Source organism: Bartonella sp. CL434QHHD (genome assembly GCF_042195145.1).
In the GTDB taxonomy this organism is placed as follows: Bacteria; Pseudomonadota; Alphaproteobacteria; order Rhizobiales; family Rhizobiaceae; genus Bartonella.
Genome location: NZ_JBHINT010000034.1, coordinates 287,530 through 306,771, shown reverse-complemented (window position 1 = coordinate 306,771; position 19,242 = coordinate 287,530). Strand labels below are relative to the sequence as shown.

12 protein-coding genes are annotated in these 19,242 nt (G+C 38.1%); 4 read left to right on the top strand and 8 right to left on the bottom strand.

Annotated elements, in window-relative coordinates; all coding sequences use genetic code 11:
* The 3 genes from ACFILN_RS06080 to ACFILN_RS06070 all read right to left on the bottom strand — a co-directional run bounded on the left by ACFILN_RS06080 (position 1) and on the right by ACFILN_RS06070 (position 2,810).
* On the bottom strand, positions 1-330 hold the full coding sequence (locus ACFILN_RS06080) for a chorismate mutase (RefSeq protein ID WP_273790075.1): 330 nt from the start codon (positions 328-330) through the stop codon (positions 1-3).
* A gap of 24 nt (positions 331-354) precedes the next feature.
* On the bottom strand, positions 355-1,923 hold the full coding sequence (gene ffh / locus ACFILN_RS06075; RefSeq protein ID WP_273790300.1) for a signal recognition particle protein: 1,569 nt from the start codon (positions 1,921-1,923) through the stop codon (positions 355-357).
* Positions 1,924-2,153: 230 nt separating this feature from the next.
* A complete protein-coding gene (locus tag ACFILN_RS06070) occupies positions 2,154-2,810 on the bottom strand; it encodes a carbonic anhydrase (RefSeq protein ID WP_273790076.1) in 657 nt (218 codons plus the stop codon).
* 267 nt (positions 2,811-3,077) lie between these two features.
* On the opposite strand from ACFILN_RS06070, the gene ACFILN_RS06065 reads away from it, so the two are divergent.
* Complete coding sequence (locus tag ACFILN_RS06065) at positions 3,078-7,787, top strand: NAD-glutamate dehydrogenase (protein ID WP_375666821.1); 4,710 nt, start codon at positions 3,078-3,080, stop codon at positions 7,785-7,787.
* Between the two features lie 1,309 nt (positions 7,788-9,096).
* On the opposite strand, the gene ACFILN_RS06060 is transcribed toward ACFILN_RS06065, so the two are convergent.
* The 4 genes from ACFILN_RS06060 to ACFILN_RS06045 all read right to left on the bottom strand — a co-directional run bounded on the left by ACFILN_RS06060 (position 9,097) and on the right by ACFILN_RS06045 (position 14,526).
* A complete protein-coding gene (locus tag ACFILN_RS06060) occupies positions 9,097-10,083 on the bottom strand; it encodes a DUF2125 domain-containing protein (protein WP_375658002.1) in 987 nt (328 codons plus the stop codon).
* Between the two features lie 794 nt (positions 10,084-10,877).
* The gene (locus tag ACFILN_RS06055) at positions 10,878-11,624 is read right to left on the bottom strand and encodes a glutamine amidotransferase (RefSeq protein ID WP_273790078.1); all 747 of its coding nucleotides are present in this window, start codon (positions 11,622-11,624) and stop codon (positions 10,878-10,880) included.
* A 146-nt stretch (positions 11,625-11,770) separates the two neighbouring features.
* Positions 11,771-13,330 (bottom strand): heme biosynthesis protein HemY, encoded by a 1,560-nt coding sequence (locus ACFILN_RS06050; protein WP_375671081.1) that lies wholly within the window; start codon positions 13,328-13,330, stop codon positions 11,771-11,773.
* Positions 13,331-13,341: 11 nt separating this feature from the next.
* A complete protein-coding gene (locus ACFILN_RS06045) occupies positions 13,342-14,526 on the bottom strand; it encodes a COG4223 family protein (RefSeq protein WP_375663351.1) in 1,185 nt (394 codons plus the stop codon).
* A gap of 308 nt (positions 14,527-14,834) precedes the next feature.
* Between ACFILN_RS06045 and tsaD the strand changes: the two genes are divergently transcribed.
* The 3 genes from tsaD to ACFILN_RS06030 all read left to right on the top strand — a co-directional run bounded on the left by tsaD (position 14,835) and on the right by ACFILN_RS06030 (position 18,526).
* Entirely contained in the window at positions 14,835-15,929 is a 1,095-nt protein-coding gene (tsaD, locus tag ACFILN_RS06040; protein WP_375637323.1) for a tRNA (adenosine(37)-N6)-threonylcarbamoyltransferase complex transferase subunit TsaD, read from the top strand.
* Between the two features lie 587 nt (positions 15,930-16,516).
* Positions 16,517-16,951, top strand: coding sequence for an EVE domain-containing protein (locus tag ACFILN_RS06035; protein ID WP_273790082.1), 435 nt, complete (start codon positions 16,517-16,519; stop codon positions 16,949-16,951).
* Positions 16,952-17,845: 894 nt separating this feature from the next.
* A complete protein-coding gene (locus ACFILN_RS06030; protein ID WP_375664027.1) occupies positions 17,846-18,526 on the top strand; it encodes a response regulator transcription factor in 681 nt (226 codons plus the stop codon).
* Between the two features lie 500 nt (positions 18,527-19,026).
* Here ACFILN_RS06030 and ACFILN_RS06025 read toward each other — a convergent pair whose 3' ends face one another.
* Positions 19,027-19,158, bottom strand: a complete 132-nt coding sequence (locus ACFILN_RS06025) for a DUF4102 domain-containing protein (RefSeq protein WP_375630682.1) — start codon at positions 19,156-19,158, stop codon at positions 19,027-19,029.
* Positions 19,159-19,242: the final 84 nt, after the last annotated feature.

Sequence of the window (19,242 nt, the reverse complement as noted above, 5' to 3'; positions counted from 1 at the left end):
TCAGCTCTGGCTTTCGTTTAAATTGACTTTTTTTGTTTTTTGCTCTTCAGCAATAACTTCATGATGACTCACAACTTCTTTAATAATAAATTTTAAAAATCTTTCAGCAAAATCAGGATCAAGATCACTATCCATAGCCAATTGCCGCAAACGCGCTACCTGATATTGCTCACGCAGAGGATCTACTTTAGGCAAATCATAACGGGCTTTTAAGCGCCCAACAGCTTTCGTACAACGAAACCGCTCTGCTAAGATATGAATCAAAGTTGCATCAAAATTATCAATGGATGCTCGTAAATGTGCCAATTCGTTTAATACTGTTTCCTGCATTATATTCCTTTCCCTCTTTACATCTTATTTTTTCTTAGGATGCTGAGGAAAATTTCCCCCATCGACAATGCCATTGGAAAGACCAGGAAAAGTAGGTCCACGCTTGGGAAGTCCGGGCAAAAGCTTCCCTCCATTACCATTTTCAATTTGCTTTTGAAGCGTTGAGAATTGCTTTGGATCCAATCCCGACAAATCCGGCATAGCTGGAGAATCCCCTCCCAAGTTTCCCATACCACCAAAACCCATTTTGGAACCAAGGCCTCCCAACATCTTTCCCATAAAACCACTTTTTCCTTTACCACCCATGGCTTTCATCATATCAGCCATTTGGCGATACATCTTCAAAAGTTTATTAATATCAGCCGCCGTTGTACCAGACCCCTTAGCAATTCGTTGTTTGCGGCTATGTTTTAAAAGCTCTGGATTCGCCCGCTCTTTGGGTGTCATAGATGAAATAATGGCCAATTGACGATCAAACAAACGATCATCAAACCCCGCAGCCGCAATCTGCTCTTTGACTTTCCCCATTCCTGGCAACATGCCCATAATACCGCCCATTCCACCCAGTTTTTTCATTTTCTGCAACTGTTCTGCAAGATCATTCAGATCAAATTTTCCGGCTTGCATTTTTTTTGCAAAAGCAGCAGCTTTCTCATGATCCATTGTTTCAGCAGCTTTTTCAACCAAAGAAACAATATCCCCCATTCCGAGAATACGATCAGCAATACGACTGGGATGAAATTCTTCTAAAGCATCTATTTTTTCACCAGTTCCAATTGCTTTAATTGGTTTACCTGTAACAGCACGCATAGAAAGAGCAGCGCCACCACGCCCATCACTATCCATACGTGTTAAAATAATCCCCGTAATCCCTACACGCTCATCAAAAGAACGAGCAAGATGAACGGCATCTTGCCCCGTCAAACTATCAGCCACCAACATAATCTCATGAGGAAGGGAACATGCTTTAATTTCAGCCAATTCGAGCATCAAAGCTTCATCAATATGATTACGTCCTGCTGTGTCAAGAAGAAGCACGTCATAACCACCTAATTTAGCAGCCTGCACGGCACGTGATGCAATATCAACGGGCAGCTGACCCGCAATAATAGGCAAGCTTGCAAGTTTTGCCTGCTCTCCCAATTGGCGCAATTGCTCCTGTGCAGCGGGACGGCGTGTATCTAATGACGCCATGAGAACTTTTTTATTGTGCTTATCAGTAAAACGTTTTGCAAGCTTTGCTGTTGTAGTTGTTTTTCCGGAACCTTGCAAACCAGTCATCATGATAACAACTGGAGCTGGTGCATTTAAATCACTCAGAACGCTTTCATTTCCAAGAATATGAACCAATTCATCATGAACAATTTTAACCACCATTTGGCCTGGTTTAATTGATTTAACGATTTCGGCCCCAACAGCTTTTTCCCGAACTCTATCGGTAAAAGAGCGCACAACATCAAGAGCAACATCAGCTTCCAATAAAGCGCGACGAATTTCACGCAGCGCCTCTACAACATCCTGATCCGATAAAGCGCCACGTCCCGTCAAATGAGACAGGATAGAACCAAGTCGCTCTTGCAAGGATTCAAACATCATTTACCTCATTGTTGCATAACAAACAAACCAAAATAGCATCCGAGAACGCATCGCGCCGTCGGATGTTGACCTCTGAGATCTCTTTATACCCTTAAACTGGGGTCTCAGTCGGTGGCTCCAAGTTAATTTTGTCACTGAAAGCTTGCTCCTTCAAACAATAAAACCCCAGCTTTGTCAAGTTTTATCATAAAATATCTTTTTATACGAAGAAATAAAAACAACAAATACTATACTTCAAAACTTTCAACTTCAACACGCATAAAACAACCTGTTTCCTGTTCCATGCTCCATAATTTTCCGCTAGAGATATCAAACCAAACCCCATGCAATGTCAAAAAACCTTGATCTTTGCGAAGCTTTATCCACGGAAACGTCTCTAAATTTCTCAACGAATGGCGAATAGAAAGCTGCTCTAATGCCGTCTGTTTTTCTGGCCAAGACAGCGACTTATTATTCAAAACGATTTCTGCTGCTGGTGCTAAGAGACTTATCCATTGACCGATAAAATCATTTGATAATAAAGATTTATATGTCTCATTAAGAGCAGTACGAATGCCTCCACAATGGGCATGACCAAAAACGACAATATGTCTCACCTCAAGCAATTGCACAGCATATTCAAGAGCTGCTGATGTTGCGTGATATTGGTCATCAGGAGAAAAAGGAGGAACCACATTCGCCACGTTGCGCAGGGTGAAAATTTCCCCTGGCTTAGCATCAAAAATCATTTCTGGTACTGCACGCGAATCACAACAAGCAATGACCAAAACTTCAGGTTTCTGCCCCTCAATCGCCAATTGCTGATAATCTGCTATTTTATATAAAAAATGATTGTTTATAAAGTTTTGGTAACCACTTAAAAGTCTTTCTGGTAAACGCGCCATTCTCTCTTTACTTTTGCTTCTTTTTTTACTTTTATTTTGTATATTTTAAAAAACAAACTATTAACATACAAAAATACTAAAAGTGCCCTTTCCTTGAAGCAAAATATTTCTTTAAAGTGCAAAATATTACTAAAAAATAGCAAAAACAAACTCATTCTTTCCAAATAAAGAGCTATTTTCTTTAGAAAGAAGGTGTTACAGTATATAAAAAATATAATGGTCTGCTTTTAATTAAAGACCCCTTAAGAGCAAAAAGGGAGAGTGAATGTGTTGCAACAAAAAAAAACAGAGACAAAAAACACCCAAGATAAAATAGAACAAATCCTTTTTGCCCAAACCGATAAAGAAGATATTGCTTATTATGAAAATGAAGAACTTCAAAAAGCCACAGCCATCGCGGTAAAAGCTTTTAATCTCCATCAGACGGGAAAAAATACCATCTGCTTTGAGCAAAATTTAACCCGTAGTAACAGACCTATAACCGTTATCACGCTTGTCAATGATAACAAACCCTTTCTTCTCGATTCTATTTTAAATGTTTTTAATCAACACAAAAACCATATCTATTTGATTGCACACCCCATTATTGATTGTGCTTCTGGAAAACGCATCAGTCTGATGCAAATTCACATCGAGTCATTAAACAAACAGCAAATACAAAAACTTGAAAATGAACTCACCTTAGTTCTTGAACAGGTTAATGCTGCTGTACAAGACTGGAAACCTATGCTTGAAGAAGTTGAAAAGCAGATTCATGCCTACCAAATAAGTCTTCCCCCACACTACAAACAAGAAGGCGAAAAAGCTATTGAATTTCTTCACTGGCTAATGGACGATAATTTCATTTTCCTTGGTATGCGCACTTACAACTTCATCAAAGACCAAAAACCCCTAAAATCCTTTACAGCCAGTAATATTGAACTTGGTATACTCACGGATGCTTCTATTCATATTGTTGACGATAAAAGCATGAAAGAACCTCCTCAAGAAGTTTTATCCTTCATGGAAAGCGATAATCTGTTTATCGTGACAAAAGCGAACAGCCGCTCCAAAATTCACCGTTCTGTTTGGCTCGATTATATTGGTCTTAAAATCTTTGATAAAGAAAACCAACTCTGTGGAGAATTACGCATTGTAGGGCTTTTTACCTCCTCAGCTTATACACGTTCTATTTTGCAAATTCCTTTCTTAAAAGAAAAAGCCCGAACTATTATTCAACGACTTGGACACAATCACGCCGATTATTCAGGAAAAGCACTCATCAGTGCTTTAGAAACCTATCCAAGAGATGAAATGTTTCGCTCTGATGTTGATACATTGACAGAAAACACTAAGCTTATTCTACAATTAGATGAGCGCCCACGTTTACGGGTTCTTGCCCACACTGATTCTTTTGGACGCTTTGTTTCTATCCTTGTCTACGTACCGCGTGACCAATATAGCAGCAGCTTGCGTGAAAAAGTTGGCGAACATTTTGTTGAGCTTTATAAAGGTGACTTTTTTGAATCTTATCCGCTATTTTTGGAAAGCACCCTTATACGTGTCTATTATATCATCCATCGCAAAGGAAACGAAACTGTTCCCCTTCATGAGCGCTCCACACTTGAACAACATGTACGTTCGATTGCACGAAGTTGGGAAGACAGGGTTCAAGCCATCGCTCTTACCCAGAAAATAACAGAGCAACAAACACGTCTAGCCAGTGAATTCCCCAACAGCTATCGTGATTTATTTTCAGCTGAAGACGCTATTAACGATGCCGGACATATTCTAAGTCTTCATGATGAAAAGCCCCTTTTCGTGATCTTTTATCACGCACAAAACAAAGAAAAACAGTACATTTCTCTTCGGCTTTTTCACCGCCATGAAGCTCTTGCCCTTTCCAAACGTGTACCACTCCTTGAAAATATGGGGTTTCGCGTTATTGCTGAACAAACCCTTGAATTACCAGATGGCAATGGGCGCTCTGTGTATCTTCATGATATGCAGCTGGAAAGTACTTTCCAGCGCTGTATCGATTTTGAAAAAGACGGGCAAAAACACGCCGAAACCTTTGAAGCCATTTGGGCACAAAATGCTGATAATGACGGCTTTAATGCTCTCACACAAACAGCTGAGCTTGATTGGCATGAAATTGTTATTTTGCGCCATTATGGGCGCTATCTCCAACAAGCTGGAATTCCTTATTCGCAAGATCGCGTTGCCCAAACTTTAAATGCTTATCCTGACATTACCCAAGATCTTTATGCTTTATTTCATTTAAAATTTCATCAAAGCCATACAGAAAAAGAACGGGAAAAAAACCAACAAGTTATTCAAAAGCGCATTGAAGAAAAATTACGGAAAGTCTCTGGTTTAGATGATGACCTGATCTTACGCCGTTATTGTAACCTTATTGAGGCGAGTTTACGAACGAATGCCTTTACGCCTCTTCCTGATGGAAATCCACGGCGTATTTTAGCCACCAAATTAAATCCACGCCAGATTGAAGGTTTGCCTGAACCGCGCCCTTACCGAGAAATTTTTGTTTATGGACCAGAAGTTGAAGGGGTCCATTTGCGTTTTGGACCTATCGCTCGTGGCGGCATTCGTTGGTCTGACCGTGCATTAGATTATCGCACCGAAGTGCTTAGCTTAGTCAAAGCCCAACAAGTTAAAAATGCAGTTATCGTTCCTGCAGGTGCAAAAGGTGGCTTCTATCCCCATCGGCTTCCCCAAACAAATGACCGTGCTGTCATCATAGAAGCAGCACGACAAGCTTATACAGACTTTATCACAGCTTTGCTCTCCATCACAGACAATCTGATTAACGGCAAAATAAGTTCTCCCCATAATGTCATCTGTCATGATGACCCTGACCCCTATTTTGTTGTCGCGGCAGACAAAGGAACAGCAACTTTTTCTGATACAGCCAACGCCATCAGCCAAGCAAATCACTTTTGGCTCGATGATGCTTTTGCCTCTGGAGGCTCAGCAGGTTACGACCACAAAGACATTGGTATTACAGCTAAAGGTGCATGGGAAGCCGTCAAAAGACATTTTAGAGAATCATTTAATCACGATATTCAAACAACGCCCTTCACCTGTGTCGGTGTTGGCGATATGTCTGGTGATGTCTTTGGCAATGGAATGCTGCTTTCCAAACAAACAAAATTGATTGCCGCTTTTGATCACCGCGATATTTTTATTGATCCAGATCCGAACATAGACGAAAGCTATGCAGAGCGTACGCGTCTCTTCAAACTGCCTCGCTCAAGCTGGCAGGATTACGACCAAAGCAAATTATCAAAGGGCGGTGGTATCTTCTCACGAAAAGAAAAAACCATTACTCTCTCACCTGAAGCAGCACAAGCCATTGGTTTCGAAAAACAAACAGGAACACCCTTTGAAATTATCTCTGCTCTTCTCAAAGCCCCTGTTGATCTTTTATGGTTCGGTGGCATTGGTACTTATATCCGTGCTGCAACAGAAAACGATGCCCAAGTAGGTGATCGTGCAAATGATGCAATACGCATTACCGGAGAACAAGTGCGTGCAAAAATTATTGGCGAAGGGGCTAATCTTGGTGTTACACAACGTGGACGAATTGAATATGTCTCAAATGGTGGTCGATGCAATACGGATGCCATTGACAATTCTGCTGGTGTTAATTGTTCTGATATTGAGGTCAATCTCAAAATTGTTCTTGCATCAGCACTACGTGCCAAAACGTTAACCCGCGAAGATCGCAATAAGCTCTTGAAAAAAATGACGCCTCAAGTCGAGCAACTCGTCTTGCGCAACAATTATCTACAACCTCTTGCGCTTTCTTTGGCGGAAAACCAGAGCACTGCTGATTTGCCCTATCAAATACGCTTTATGCACGACTTGGAACAAAAAAAGCTTCTAGATCGCAGAGTTGAAATACTCCCTGATGAGCAAATTTTACGACAAAGAACAACCCAAGGCAAAGGTCTTCTCCGTCCAGAACTCGCCGTTATTTTTGCCTATGCTAAATTGACCTTAAAAGAAGAAATTGCTAATAGCCCCATTGTTGATGATCACTATTTCAATACAACCTTGCTGAACTATTTTCCAACCCAAATTCAAGAAAATTTTAAGAAGGAAGTTATTAACCATCAATTGCGTCGTAATATTATCGCAACGCTGATTGCCAACGATATTGTAAATCGTGGAGGCCCCACTTTTGTTAATAGACTACACGATGCAACAGAACAAAAGACTGAAAATATTATTCGCGTTTTCATTGCTATCCGCGATGGTTTCGAAATTCCTCAATTGTCTGAGCAAATTGATAAGCTTGATAATAAAATACCCGGTCTTGTCCAAAATAAATTCTACGCAGCAATGACCCCAATGCTCTTTGAAACAACCAATTGGGGTTTGCACAACATAGATCTCTCACGTCCATTAGAAGAAATTGTAAAAACAATAAAGCAAGCCCGTAGCGTTATTGAAAAAGAGCTTATGCATTCTCACGACAACGATATTAAGCAAAAGATTGAAGAAAAAGCATTACACTACAGTGAAGAGGGAGCACCAAAAGCATTAGCGAAACAATTAGCTCTCTTGGAAGCTGCTTCAACAATCTGTGATATTTCTTTAATTGCAAAAAAAAGCAACAGTGATCTTATTAAAACCGCAGAGATCTACTTTTCACTTGCGCAAATCATTCGTATAAACCGCATTAACGAAGCAAGTCGTATAATCCCTGTAGTAGATTATTATGATAGTATGGCTTTAAGCCAAGCCAAAGAAAATGTTTCTGAAAGCTTTCGGCAAATCGTTATGAAAATCCTCAAAAATTATGGAAAGAAAAAAGATCCTTTTGACACTTGGAAAAAAACAGAAGAAGATCATATTCACAACATTACAAACCGCATTAGCGCCCTTATTGAAAATGATCTCAATATTTCTCGTTTTACTTTTGCAGCAGGATTGATTTCTCAACTTCAAAATATTGGCTTTCAAACCTAAAGCAAATACAAAATGACCCACTCAATCTCCCGTTCTATCCCACCACCACGACAAACCAACTAAGACAGAGCAGAAGTTTGCATTTTAGACATAACACCAACAATAAAAATCTCGCTATTTATCACAATAGAACTGTTTGCAACAATTTCAAAAAAAACACCAGGATTGATTTCTCACCCTAAAAACATAAACTTTCAGACTTAAAAGCAGTACAAAACAGCTAAGCTTTTGCTCCGTTCTATCCCCCCATGACTAATCAGCAAGGGAAGAACGAAAGCCCTATCCTGCATTTTTAGACAGAGCACTCAAAATAAAAAATAAATTCAGATTTTACTGTCAAATATCCTTCATCATAAAAATATAATATATTGATTTACAATCATAATTTTATCATTTTTATGATAACTGATAACCCGATATTCTAAATTTGTCTCATTTAAAATCTGTTTATATTCAATCAATTAACCCCATTTCCCCTTGCATATTGCAAATGGGAAAGCCGAATAGATAAAAACAGTAAAGAAAAGACTAAAAATGCCCCTCATAAACCGCCTCAAATGCCAAAATCCGCAGTAACATTTGGAGTTAGCAAATATAATATGATGGTGTTGCCCCAGCTTATTACTCCATAACCGAAAAGATGGTAGCCCTTAATGGCTCTATCGTTATACCATTCATAGGCGACATCGTAAAATAAGAAGTACTGAGAAATATTTTTTTAACAAATGCGTAAATATGCAATACAAATATATTCTGTTTTACGTGGAAGACATATAGCTTCATTAAAAAACATCAGAAAAAAAAGGATAAGCTTAATCTATCATTTAAAATGATATAACTGTAACTGCTTTTGAAATGCGTAAAATCGAATAAAAAATGACAGTAAAGATGGATGTTGATTTTCCCTTTACAACTTCATATTCTCCTCCAACTAGGCTATTTACTTGTTTTAAGAGATTACTCCCAAACAGATATATGCAATATGCTCATTCCATATATAAAGAAAAAGGTTCCTAACAAGCACCACACCACCTGTATAAAAAGACAATTCAGCATACTTTAAAATGCCACTTTTTCCATACAAACACTGTTACTATATGTAGTTTGATATAAGATTTTGTACTAAGTGAAAAGAGGTTGGACGAATTAGGAGTAGGGGGTAATTTTTTATTTTTATAGCTATTTTTTTTACCATTAAATACGCATTTTGTTAAAATAGATTTTGACACTCTAAAATTGCAAAAAAGTATGAAAATCAGAAAAAATCGAAATTTTGTGGTAAAAATTAAAAAAGGCTTTGGTACAACACCTAAAGCGGAGCAAGACGACCAAGTTTTAAAAAGCCTAATTTTACCCACCCATTGTTAATGAGCAAGGAAAGAACGGGAGCGCCGTCCGCATTTTTAGGCAAAGCACCTAAAATAAAAAATAACGCTTGAAGATTATTGGTTTGCGCGGGAAATAAGCGCTGCAGAGTGTCAAGAAGTTTCATAGACTGAATAAGGACAAGTTCAAATTTTGCTGTCAAATATCCTTCATCATCAAAAGAAAAAGGTCCACTAATACGCACTGCACCACCTGTATGAAAAGTCAATTCACCTTGCTTTAAAAGTCCACTTTTTCCATACAATCGCTGTTGCCAATTTTTTTCTTCATTTTCAAACAGAAGAGAGGCATCATTTAAAATCCATTTCAAATTGCCATCAATTTTAGGAATATCAACAAAAGAAGATTTTAAAAAGGGAGAAGCATCAAAACCGTCAAAAGTTATATGTCCCGATAAATCATTCTTTTCATGTTTAAGATCAAGTCGAAAAAATTCTGCCGTTATTTTTGGGGAAGCTTCTTTTGGCTCTAACGGCTGAATAATCACGTTATGCGTATTTTGCAAAGATGCCTGATCTTCAATATTTTCTTGTGTCGTTTTTTTATCTGTCGTTTGTGCTCCTAACGCTTCTTGAAGCTTTTGACCTTCAAGGGAAGAAGAAAAAGGTGAAATCTCAAGCCCTTCAGCTATAAACTTCAATGTCTTACCCGTTTTCCAATAAGGTTCTGTTTCAATCATCAAATTGCGCCAACTGGATACTATGGAAGTTTTTCCAGAAAAAACAATTAATGCAGGGGAATGAACATTAAACTCGACCAAATGAGGTGCATAAATTGGTGCACCAGCTGTTAAACGCCCCGTCGATAAAGAAACCCCATGTAAAGGCCAAGAAAATTGAAACTTGTCACAAACAACACCGACACGTAAAGGATAACCATCCTTGTGCACATTCTCACATACCGCCGCCATATTATGGGAAGATATTTTTGTGAATATATCAGAAACATAGTCTTCTATTTTACGTGAAAAAAAAACCAGAGCGCGCTATAAATAAATACCAAAGCAAGACAAAAGAGCCCACAAATTAAATAACTCAAAGAAAAACTTTTTTGTGATGATGGTATTTGAAAGGATTTAGACAATATTCAAACTTTCTTTATCTCTTAACTTCCTCCCCACCCTAAAAAGGATAAAGATTCCCAACCACGGTCAGTTTATACACAATCCAACTTCTTAATCGACCGGATTTTATCTACTGGTCACTTCAAGAAGTCCCTATACATCGTTCTAAAGTACAGTATCTCATAAGCTCAACAAACAAGATTTTCTTAAAAAACCCTTTACACCCTTTAACAAAAAACACCTCATGTGTAAAGTTTTACATAGATTTTCTACCTCTGCCTTAAACCATACTGTTTTACAGCACAAAAAAATGATAATGAATAGTGTTTCTTAACGATAAAACCATTGAGCACCCCCATCTTTACGCTTATTGAGGAGCAAAGCCAGCACCATCATTATATTTGGCTACCCCCACAATTTTGCGATAGCCCTTGGCACTTAAGACAGTTCATAAGAAGCATTTTTAGTCTTTTCTTATACAGTTTTTGCCCACACGCCAGCCCTACTTGTGACAGCAAGCAAGAGGTTTTTATTGAGTCAACATACACAGGTTTGGAATGAGAAAACCTTACGATATTCGGGGTTCTCATTCAATATGCAAAACAGTAAATTATCTATATAAATCAATGCGTTGTCAATAATCACACAAGTACGGGCGGTGTACAAAAAATCTGGTGTAATGCGCTTTCAAACCATTGGCTCAAAGCTCGATCATAGATTAAACGACCTTTCAAATGTGCACAAGCAGGTTGAGCACCTTTTTCAGTCAATTTATGTGCCGAACGCACGACCAAACGCCGCATCATAGCGCGTGTAAACTCAGCATGAAACTGCAAGCCCCATGCATTGTTTCCATAACGAAAAGCTTGTGTAGGATATGTATTCCCTGTTGCCAAAAGCATTGCCTCTTTCGGTAAATCATAAATACCTTCATCATGGAAATGGTAGACCATTTCTGGCCAATTCATCAATTCCTTCCCTTGTGGGGTTGCTTCTAGTGGATACCAGCCGACTTCAACAGTCCCATCACTTCTTGTACCAACGCGCCCCCCTAGATTTCGCGCTAACATTTGTGCTCCAAGACAAATACCCAAAAAAGGCTTATTTTCCTTTAGTGATAACGAAATCCAATCAATTTCCTCACCAATATAAGCTTCGCTGTCATTCACACTCATCGGCCCCCCTAAAATAACAACACCGGCATAATGCTCTAATGTATCAGGGAGTTTTTGTCCAAAAATAGGACGATAAATATCAAGAACAAAACCTTTTTGTTGTAAAAATTTTCCCAAACGACCAGTATAGGTAGAGCGCCGATGAATAACGACAGCAATCCTTGGTTTGTTATTTTTTTGTTTTTTATCAAGACATCTCTGATTTAAAAACATTTTTTAACCAATCACCTCTGCTACCAAGCAAAACTTTATTTTTAAAGCATAAGAGAATAATTTTATTGGAAAAGACTAACGATATTTTTTCTTCTAGGTCAATTGTTTCTTCTGAGAAAACATTCGTATTATCACATTGGTGCAATTTAAAATAAACGAAACTTTTTCCTCGATAAAGATGTGTCTTCTTCTGTTTTAACCCCTGGATCATCAACATTTAAATGAATTTGACTGAACATTTTTACATCTTGTTCTTTTATATCTTGTTTCTCCACCTGCGCATTATGCAAAAGAGAATTATCTATAGGTGTTAATTTTTCAAGCTTCTTATCTTCAACATCATCACTTTTTCCCATAACATACTCTTTGTCTTGCTTTTTCGGCACAATATTGTCCGCCTCTAATGTGAGAGAAGGCATACAGGGAGGCGCCTTCCATTCAAAACAGCCCAAACGTCCACTGATTGGAGAAACCGCTGACCAAGAAGAAAAAATGGACCCATCACACATCCATACTGGATCACGTTCAGCACGAAGTGCTAAAGAAAGCCATTGACGCACAGCACCTTGATTGTTTCCCTGTGCCTCTTCAATATCTGCCAACAATAAATAAACACTTTCCCGTGGATGATATTGTAATGCTTTTTGTGCCTTCTCTCTTGCTAATGCTGTTTCACCAGCATCCAAAGCTGCTTTAGCAATAAGAAAAGCCGACTCAAATGCATCTTTATTATAAGAAGCAAGTGTCTTAGCCCTTTTCAATCGCCCAATGGCTCCTTCTTCTCTTTCAAGATAAAGCGTCCCCAAATCAGGATGAGGATTCTTTTGCCAAGCCGCTATAATCATTTTATCCGCTTTACGCGTTTCATTTAACTTATAAAGAATATCAGCAGCAATAACTATTATTGGAACAAAATCAGGCGCCAATTTATGGGCTTTCAAAATAGCTTCACGTGCTTGTACAGGATGTGTATCAAACAAAGAAAGTGCCTGCCCACTTAGTAGTAAAACCTGTATATGCTGCCGCTCTGGAGTCGCGCGAGCAGAACGCGGGAGAGCTTTTTGCGTTCTTTCAAAAACAGTAAGTGCCTTATCCCATTTACCTTCAGCACTTAACCGATCAAGCACCGCCTTATGCGCCCATAAAAGTGCTGGCGATAAGGTCAGTGCCTCTTCGGCATATTGTTGCGCTGCCTCATAAGCTTTACTCTTCATTGCTTCACGAAACAAACCATAAAGTCCAACCAGTTTTGTCGGATCTTCCTTTCTCATCTCCTCATAAAGACCGATGGCGCGAACAGAGTCATTTTGTAAAGACAAGGTTTGCGCTTGTAAGAGTTTTACCAATGGCTCTCGTTTTCCTGCAAGATATTTAGCAACCCGTGCTTCCATTTTTTGCGCAACCATACTATCACCAGCAAAAGTTGCAAGAATCCCCTTTGAAAGAGCTTCGTAACCACGCTTTTGGTGGCGTTTATAAAAATAATTGGAAAGAGCACTCGGTATGGAAAAAAAGAAAGATAATAACCACCATAAAAGCACCAGCGTTATAAAAAACAAAATAAGCACACTTAACACTGTAAGAAATGAAGCAGAAAATCTGAAATGCAAAAATGTGAGAACAAAAATACCATTGTGATTAGCAACCCACGTGAAAGCTAAACCGAGGATACAAACAACAAAAATATAAATAAAAACACGTATCATCTTGGGCCTATTTACATCTTTGTTGCTTTAAAAGATCCTTGTTGCACAGACAATAACAATTGCTGCAACAACTGTTGAATAGCAATATGTCTTTCAAGCTGCTTAACAAAATCCATTGAAACATCTTTTGCACTTTGAGGCAATGATTGCCATTCGCTCAAAGCCTTTTCGTAATCACCAGCTTGAATGGCAACTTCCATGCGTGCCGCAATAGCCTCCAGCGTTGTCCCTTCAACATTTCCAATCGGTCGCGAAACAATGAGCCCTTTTATCCACGCTAAAATTCGGTCAAAAAAACCAGCATCTGACGCAACAAGATTTTGCGTACCAACAATTGCATCGGCAACATGAGCAAAATCAACTGAAAGTTGTGCTGAACTTGGAAGACCCACAGTAGCTGTTTTTTGCAACACATCAAGTCCATTAATTGAAGGCGATAATTGTTGTAATAGCTTTAATTCATTATTATAAGATCCACCACGCTCTACAGCATTTTTTAATGAACTAATTGCAGTAAAGAGCGCGGTATCTATTTCTTTTTTCTTACTATTTTTAACAGCAGTTTCTTCCTGTAGTGCTTCTAACTGTTGTTTTAACGCAGCAAGATCATTTGCATTGCTCTGCCCAACAGACAAAGCCGTCTCTATCTCTTTCGACTTTCTAACAAAAGTTTGTACAATTTCTTCAAGAGCTTTTACTTTTTCCTCTAAAATCGCAAAAGCTTTTTTGCTTTCTTCTTTCGATAGTTCATCATTTTTCGTTGTTTTAAACTGTTGTGATGAAAAAGAAGACAACTCTGTTTTTAACGCATCGATTTCTTGAAAGACCCGCCTCAATTGTTCCTTTGTGTCTTCACCTTGACTTTTTGCGGCTTCAGCAATCTGCAAAGCTTTTTCTCCTCCAGCAGAATTTTCCACAAAAGGAGAAGGAAAAAAACCAGCCCATTGAAGCCCCATAAAAATTCCCAAAGCAATGAATCCTCCCAAAATCCCAGAAAGGGATAAGAAAAGCCAAGTTGTACTAGAGGGACTTTTATCCTGACCTTGCATATTCTGTTTTTCTCGCGCATGAGATTCTACAGAATTGTGGATTTTTTCCTCTGAATCATGGGGAACAGCTTCATGTTCAATAACTGGTTTCTTACGGCGCGTACCAGCATAATGTGGTTTAACTTTTGGTTTTGAAGAATCGACCATCTCTGTCACTTTTCGTGCACACTTTTTTTAATGATAAAATAATAAAATGAAAAAAGTTTTAAAAACGCAGCTTTTCTCAATAATATTTACAATTATCGCCTTTAATAGACAAGTTTTTAAAAAAACATTTGCATTTTATACTCGAAAATACAGCTTTATTTTTTAATCAACGATATCATAAAATTCAAAGAAAATGCCAAAACACATATTTTTCATAGAAAAATCAATTCTAAGAGAAATACTTTCCATCTTTTTCTGTTCATGGTACGCACGCAAGAAAGAAGCTTCAATATAAGGTTTTGTTTAAAATGCGTCTGCTGGGAATAGAAACAAGTTGTGATGAAACGGCAGCGGCTGTCATTGAATATAACAATGAATCAAACAGCCGAATTCTTTCCAATGTTGTTTGGAGTCAAATTGATCACCATGCACCTTACGGCGGTGTTGTTCCTGAAATTGCTGCTCGTGCCCATGTTGAAGTTCTTGATCATTTAATTCTGCAAGCACTAACAGAAGCAAATACAAAATTAAAAGATATTGATGGCATTGCAGCCACCAGTGGTCCTGGTTTGATAGGAGGATTGTTGGTAGGCGTTATGAGCGCAAAAGCACTCTCTCTTGCCACTGGCAAACCATTTATTGCGGTAAATCACTTAGAGGGACATGCTTTAACAGCTGTGTTAACGCACAACGTCAGCTTTCCTTATTTATTACTTTTAGTTTCAGGAGGTCATACACAAACAATCATTGTTCATGGAGTAGGCAACTACCAACGTTTAGGAACCACCATTGATGATGCATTAGGAGAAGCCTTTGATAAAACTGCAAAACTTTTAGGTCTTCCTTATCCTGGTGGACCAGCACTTGAAAAAGCAGCTTTATTTGGTGATAAAAATCGCATCCCTCTTCCACGACCTTTAAAAGGTGAAAAACGGTTAGACTTTTCTTTTTCAGGACTCAAAACTGCTGTTCGACAAGCCGCAACAGCCATAGCTCCCCTTACAGAAAATGATATTGCTGACATTGCCGCAAGTTTTCAAGCCGCTGTGACCGATACAGTACATGATCGTATTCACCTAGCCCTACAACACTTTACCCACCAATATCCTCTCTCTCATGATCAAGAAAAGCGTTCTCCTGCTTTGGTTGTCGCAGGCGGTGTTGCCGCAAACCAAGCCATTCGCTCTACGTTGCAAGAACTTGCCCATCAACATGGTTTTGAATTTATAGCCCCTCCTCTTTCCTTGTGTACCGATAATGCTGCAATGATTGCTTTTGCCGGTGCACAAAAACTCGCACGAGGAGAAACAAGCTCTCTTGACATTGCACCCCGCTCACGCTGGCCATTAGATGAAAAAGCCGCGCCCTTGATCGGGATGGGACGCCGTGGAACAAAAGCATAATAAAATTGACGTCCCACACACACCTTAAAGAACGAAGATTTCTACTCAATCCGGTTTATAGATAGCCCGAATTCTCTATCGAGCAGATTCCAACCTGCTTCCCATTCACACAATTCACTTAACCCAAAGCTCGACACGTAAACCTAAATATTCACCACATATTCTGAAAACCTTCATGTTTCAAAAAACTGCCTTATATCATTACATTTCAAATGACGGTATTTTACAGCATAATAAGCTCTACTCTCTCCCACGAAGCATAGATATGAATGCCATTCGTTGACCTCTTCATCTTTGACCATTCATTCGTTTCATTATCATTGTAATCTTAAAGCTTTTTAGAACCAATTTTCTTCATTTTTTCCCAAAAACTCTTATAGTGACCGCATTTCAAACCATAGCTGAAAAGATAAGAAAAGAGCAAAATACCTTTATACAACATGAAATATCAATGGAGCGCGTCTCTCTATTTTGAAACAAGAAAACACAGATAATAGCCGTTCTTTACCCCATTTTAAAAATCATCGTTGATGGTATTACAAAGATACTTATAAAAATACATAACAGTCTATGAAAAAGGAGAACTCATGGCTTATTGGCTTTTTAAATCTGAACCCCATAAATGGTCATGGGAGATGCAAAAGAAAAAAGGAGTTAATGGCGAACAATGGGATGGTGTACGCAATTATCAAGCCCGTAATAATATGCGCGCTATGAAATATGGCGATAAAGGTTTTTTTTATCATTCAAATAAAGGTTTAGAAATTGTAGGAATTGTAGAAATATGTGCTGAAGCGCACCCTGATTCTACAAGCTCTGATCCACGCTGGGAATGTGTGGACATCCGTGCACTTTGTGACATGCCAACACCTGTTTCATTAAAACAAATTAAAGCCAATCCCAAACTAGCAAATATGGTGCTGGTCAAAGCCAGCCGCTTATCAGTGCAACCCGTAACAGAAGATGAATGGAAAGAAGTCTGTTTGATGGGCAACCTTAAGGAGGAAATGCTTTTATCTTAAAACAATAATTTTTTATTCATTAACTCATATAAAAAGATGCTTCATAGCGCAGAAGAATAAGCTCAACACATCCTTCTGTTGAGGTATTCTTATGCTAAATGCATAAATATGATATTTTTTATCCTGCACTCTTTCTCAATACAGTCTCCTTCCAAATTACACAAAAAACCTCTTTATGATGCATCTTTTCGGCATTGCTAAAGGCAAAGCTTGCTCAACGATTATAATAAGCACCACCACGAACATAACACACAGCCCCCTTCACACACAAATGCAACAAAAAAACAAAACTGAACGTGGATAAAAACAATAAAAACGATCGTGAAGTTCTCCTAAACAGTGCATATGTGCTAGGTGTTGCACAATTCTCTTCACGCTTAAAAAACGCATCATATTGCGTGTTCATTGTTTTGCATGTTGGACGAGTGCGCCTCATGCCGCAGGATTCTCTCATTCCCAACCTGTTTATATTGAATCAATCAAAAGCTATTTGCTTGCACATTACAAGCGGAGAAAGTCCCATATGGATAAAAACCGTGAAAGAAAGGACTAAAAATTCCTCCTATGAATCGTCTCAAGTGCCAAGGACTATCCGCAACACCCACGAGCTGGCAAAGTGAATGATAGTGCTAGCTTGTTTCTCCATAAAGCGTAAAGATGATGACACTCAATAGCTAAAACACGTTCTAGAACATAAAAAACGCTTCCAACCAATACGTAAAATACTCTGCAGACGGAATACCTTCTTTTCAGCAAGCAACCATTAGAAATTATAAAAGTTTATTTTTTAGAAACGCTCTTTTTTAATTTTTCTCTTTTAATTTTTCTTGCATGAAATCTCATTTTTCATGAAACTATACCAATCAGTGCATCAACATGCCTATAAGGAACAACATGAACCACTATACTCTTTTAATCGTTGAAGATGATGATCTACGCCCCATTTTAGTAGAACAATTGCAAATGCATCAAGAGTTTAAAATTTTCCAAGCAAAAACAGCAGAAGCGGGAATGAAAATAATCCAAGAAGAAAATATTGATCTCACTATTTTGGGACTTCAACTTCCTGATCTTGATGGTTGCAAAGCAGTTAAACAATTACGCTCCCAAGGATTTCGTGCCCCCATTATCATGATAACGAATTATGATACAGACTGCGATAATATTTTAGATCTTGAAACAGGCGCCAATGATTATGTGACAAAACCCTTTCGCTTTGCGGTGTTATTAGCGAGAATTCGAGCACAGTTGCGCCAATATGAACAAAATGAAGACGCAACCTTTCATATTGGTCCCTATACTTTTAAACTAAGACAAAAACTTCTTCTTGATCAATGCAACAATAAAATCTGTCTCACAGAAAAAGAAGCAGCGATCCTTAAATGTCTCTATTATGCCAATGATAAAATTGTCAGCCGTGAAACATTGTTAGAACAAGTTTGGGGATATAATGAAAATATTATCACCCATACTTTAGAAACCCATATCTATCGTTTGCGACAAAAAATCGAAAACGATCCCTCCAATGCACAAATTCTCATGACAGATCAAAATGGTTACCGTTTAAATCTTTAATTCGAGATTTACTGTTTCAAAAATAATTTTAATATCCTAAATGAAAACAGAAACGAGATGAAAAAAACTTCGCGTATAATTCAAATGCTATTACATAAAACTTACTCTTATCTGTACTCTTATAACAAAATATATAACATTATGAATAAAAAACGAAATATTCAACATGAGAACCAGAAACAAAAATGCTTTCAAACCTCACGATATACTTTGTAACTTCTGTTTCACATACTTTTGTTCTTTCTAAAATTTTTAATATGTTCCGCATATAAATAATCGTGATATCTTTTAGCAACATTCTTGATCATAACTATCATCTTTAGATGAGTGCTATTTATGATTATTTTTTTCAGAAAAACCGCTCCACGCAATGCTTTATCTCATATTCACTAGCCTAAATTGAGAGATGTTTTTTATCTTTATAGTTTTCCTCCATTCTTTATGATTTTATCTCCTCTTAAGAGGTTGTATAATTAATGATATAACGCTAAATGTTTATCCTAACGATAAAGCCACTGAGCACCACCATCTTTACCCTTATAAAAGAACAAGCCGGCACCATCACACACTTTGTTAGATTTCAATGTTGCAGAGGAGCCCTTGACACTTGAGAGATGGTTCATAAGAAGCATTTTAATCCTTCCTTGTACAGTTTTTAACCACCATGAACCATATTATGCAAGATCCCTTGGACTCTGCTATTTTTATGCTTACGA

What these genes read in the sequence shown, in the direction of transcription:
- ACFILN_RS06080 (WP_273790075.1), bottom strand. Translation starts at nt 330, where the DNA reads ATGCAGGAAACAGTATTAAACGAATTGGCACATTTACGAGCATCCATT.
- ffh (WP_273790300.1), bottom strand. Translation starts at nt 1,923, where the DNA reads ATGTTTGAATCCTTGCAAGAGCGACTTGGTTCTATCCTGTCTCATTTG.
- ACFILN_RS06025 (WP_375630682.1), bottom strand. Translation starts at nt 19,158, where the DNA reads ATGCTTCTTATGAACCATCTCTCAAGTGTCAAGGGCTCCTCTGCAACA.
- ACFILN_RS06050 (WP_375671081.1), bottom strand. Translation starts at nt 13,330, where the DNA reads ATGATACGTGTTTTTATTTATATTTTTGTTGTTTGTATCCTCGGTTTA.
- ACFILN_RS06045 (WP_375663351.1), bottom strand. Translation starts at nt 14,526, where the DNA reads ATGGTCGATTCTTCAAAACCAAAAGTTAAACCACATTATGCTGGTACG.
- ACFILN_RS06070 (WP_273790076.1), bottom strand. Translation starts at nt 2,810, where the DNA reads ATGGCGCGTTTACCAGAAAGACTTTTAAGTGGTTACCAAAACTTTATA.
- ACFILN_RS06055 (WP_273790078.1), bottom strand. Translation starts at nt 11,624, where the DNA reads ATGTTTTTAAATCAGAGATGTCTTGATAAAAAACAAAAAAATAACAAA.
- ACFILN_RS06035 (WP_273790082.1), top strand. Translation starts at nt 16,517, where the DNA reads ATGGCTTATTGGCTTTTTAAATCTGAACCCCATAAATGGTCATGGGAG.
- tsaD (WP_375637323.1), top strand. Translation starts at nt 14,835, where the DNA reads ATGCGTCTGCTGGGAATAGAAACAAGTTGTGATGAAACGGCAGCGGCT.
- ACFILN_RS06030 (WP_375664027.1), top strand. Translation starts at nt 17,846, where the DNA reads ATGAACCACTATACTCTTTTAATCGTTGAAGATGATGATCTACGCCCC.
- ACFILN_RS06060 (WP_375658002.1), bottom strand. Translation starts at nt 10,083, where the DNA reads ATGGCGGCGGTATGTGAGAATGTGCACAAGGATGGTTATCCTTTACGT.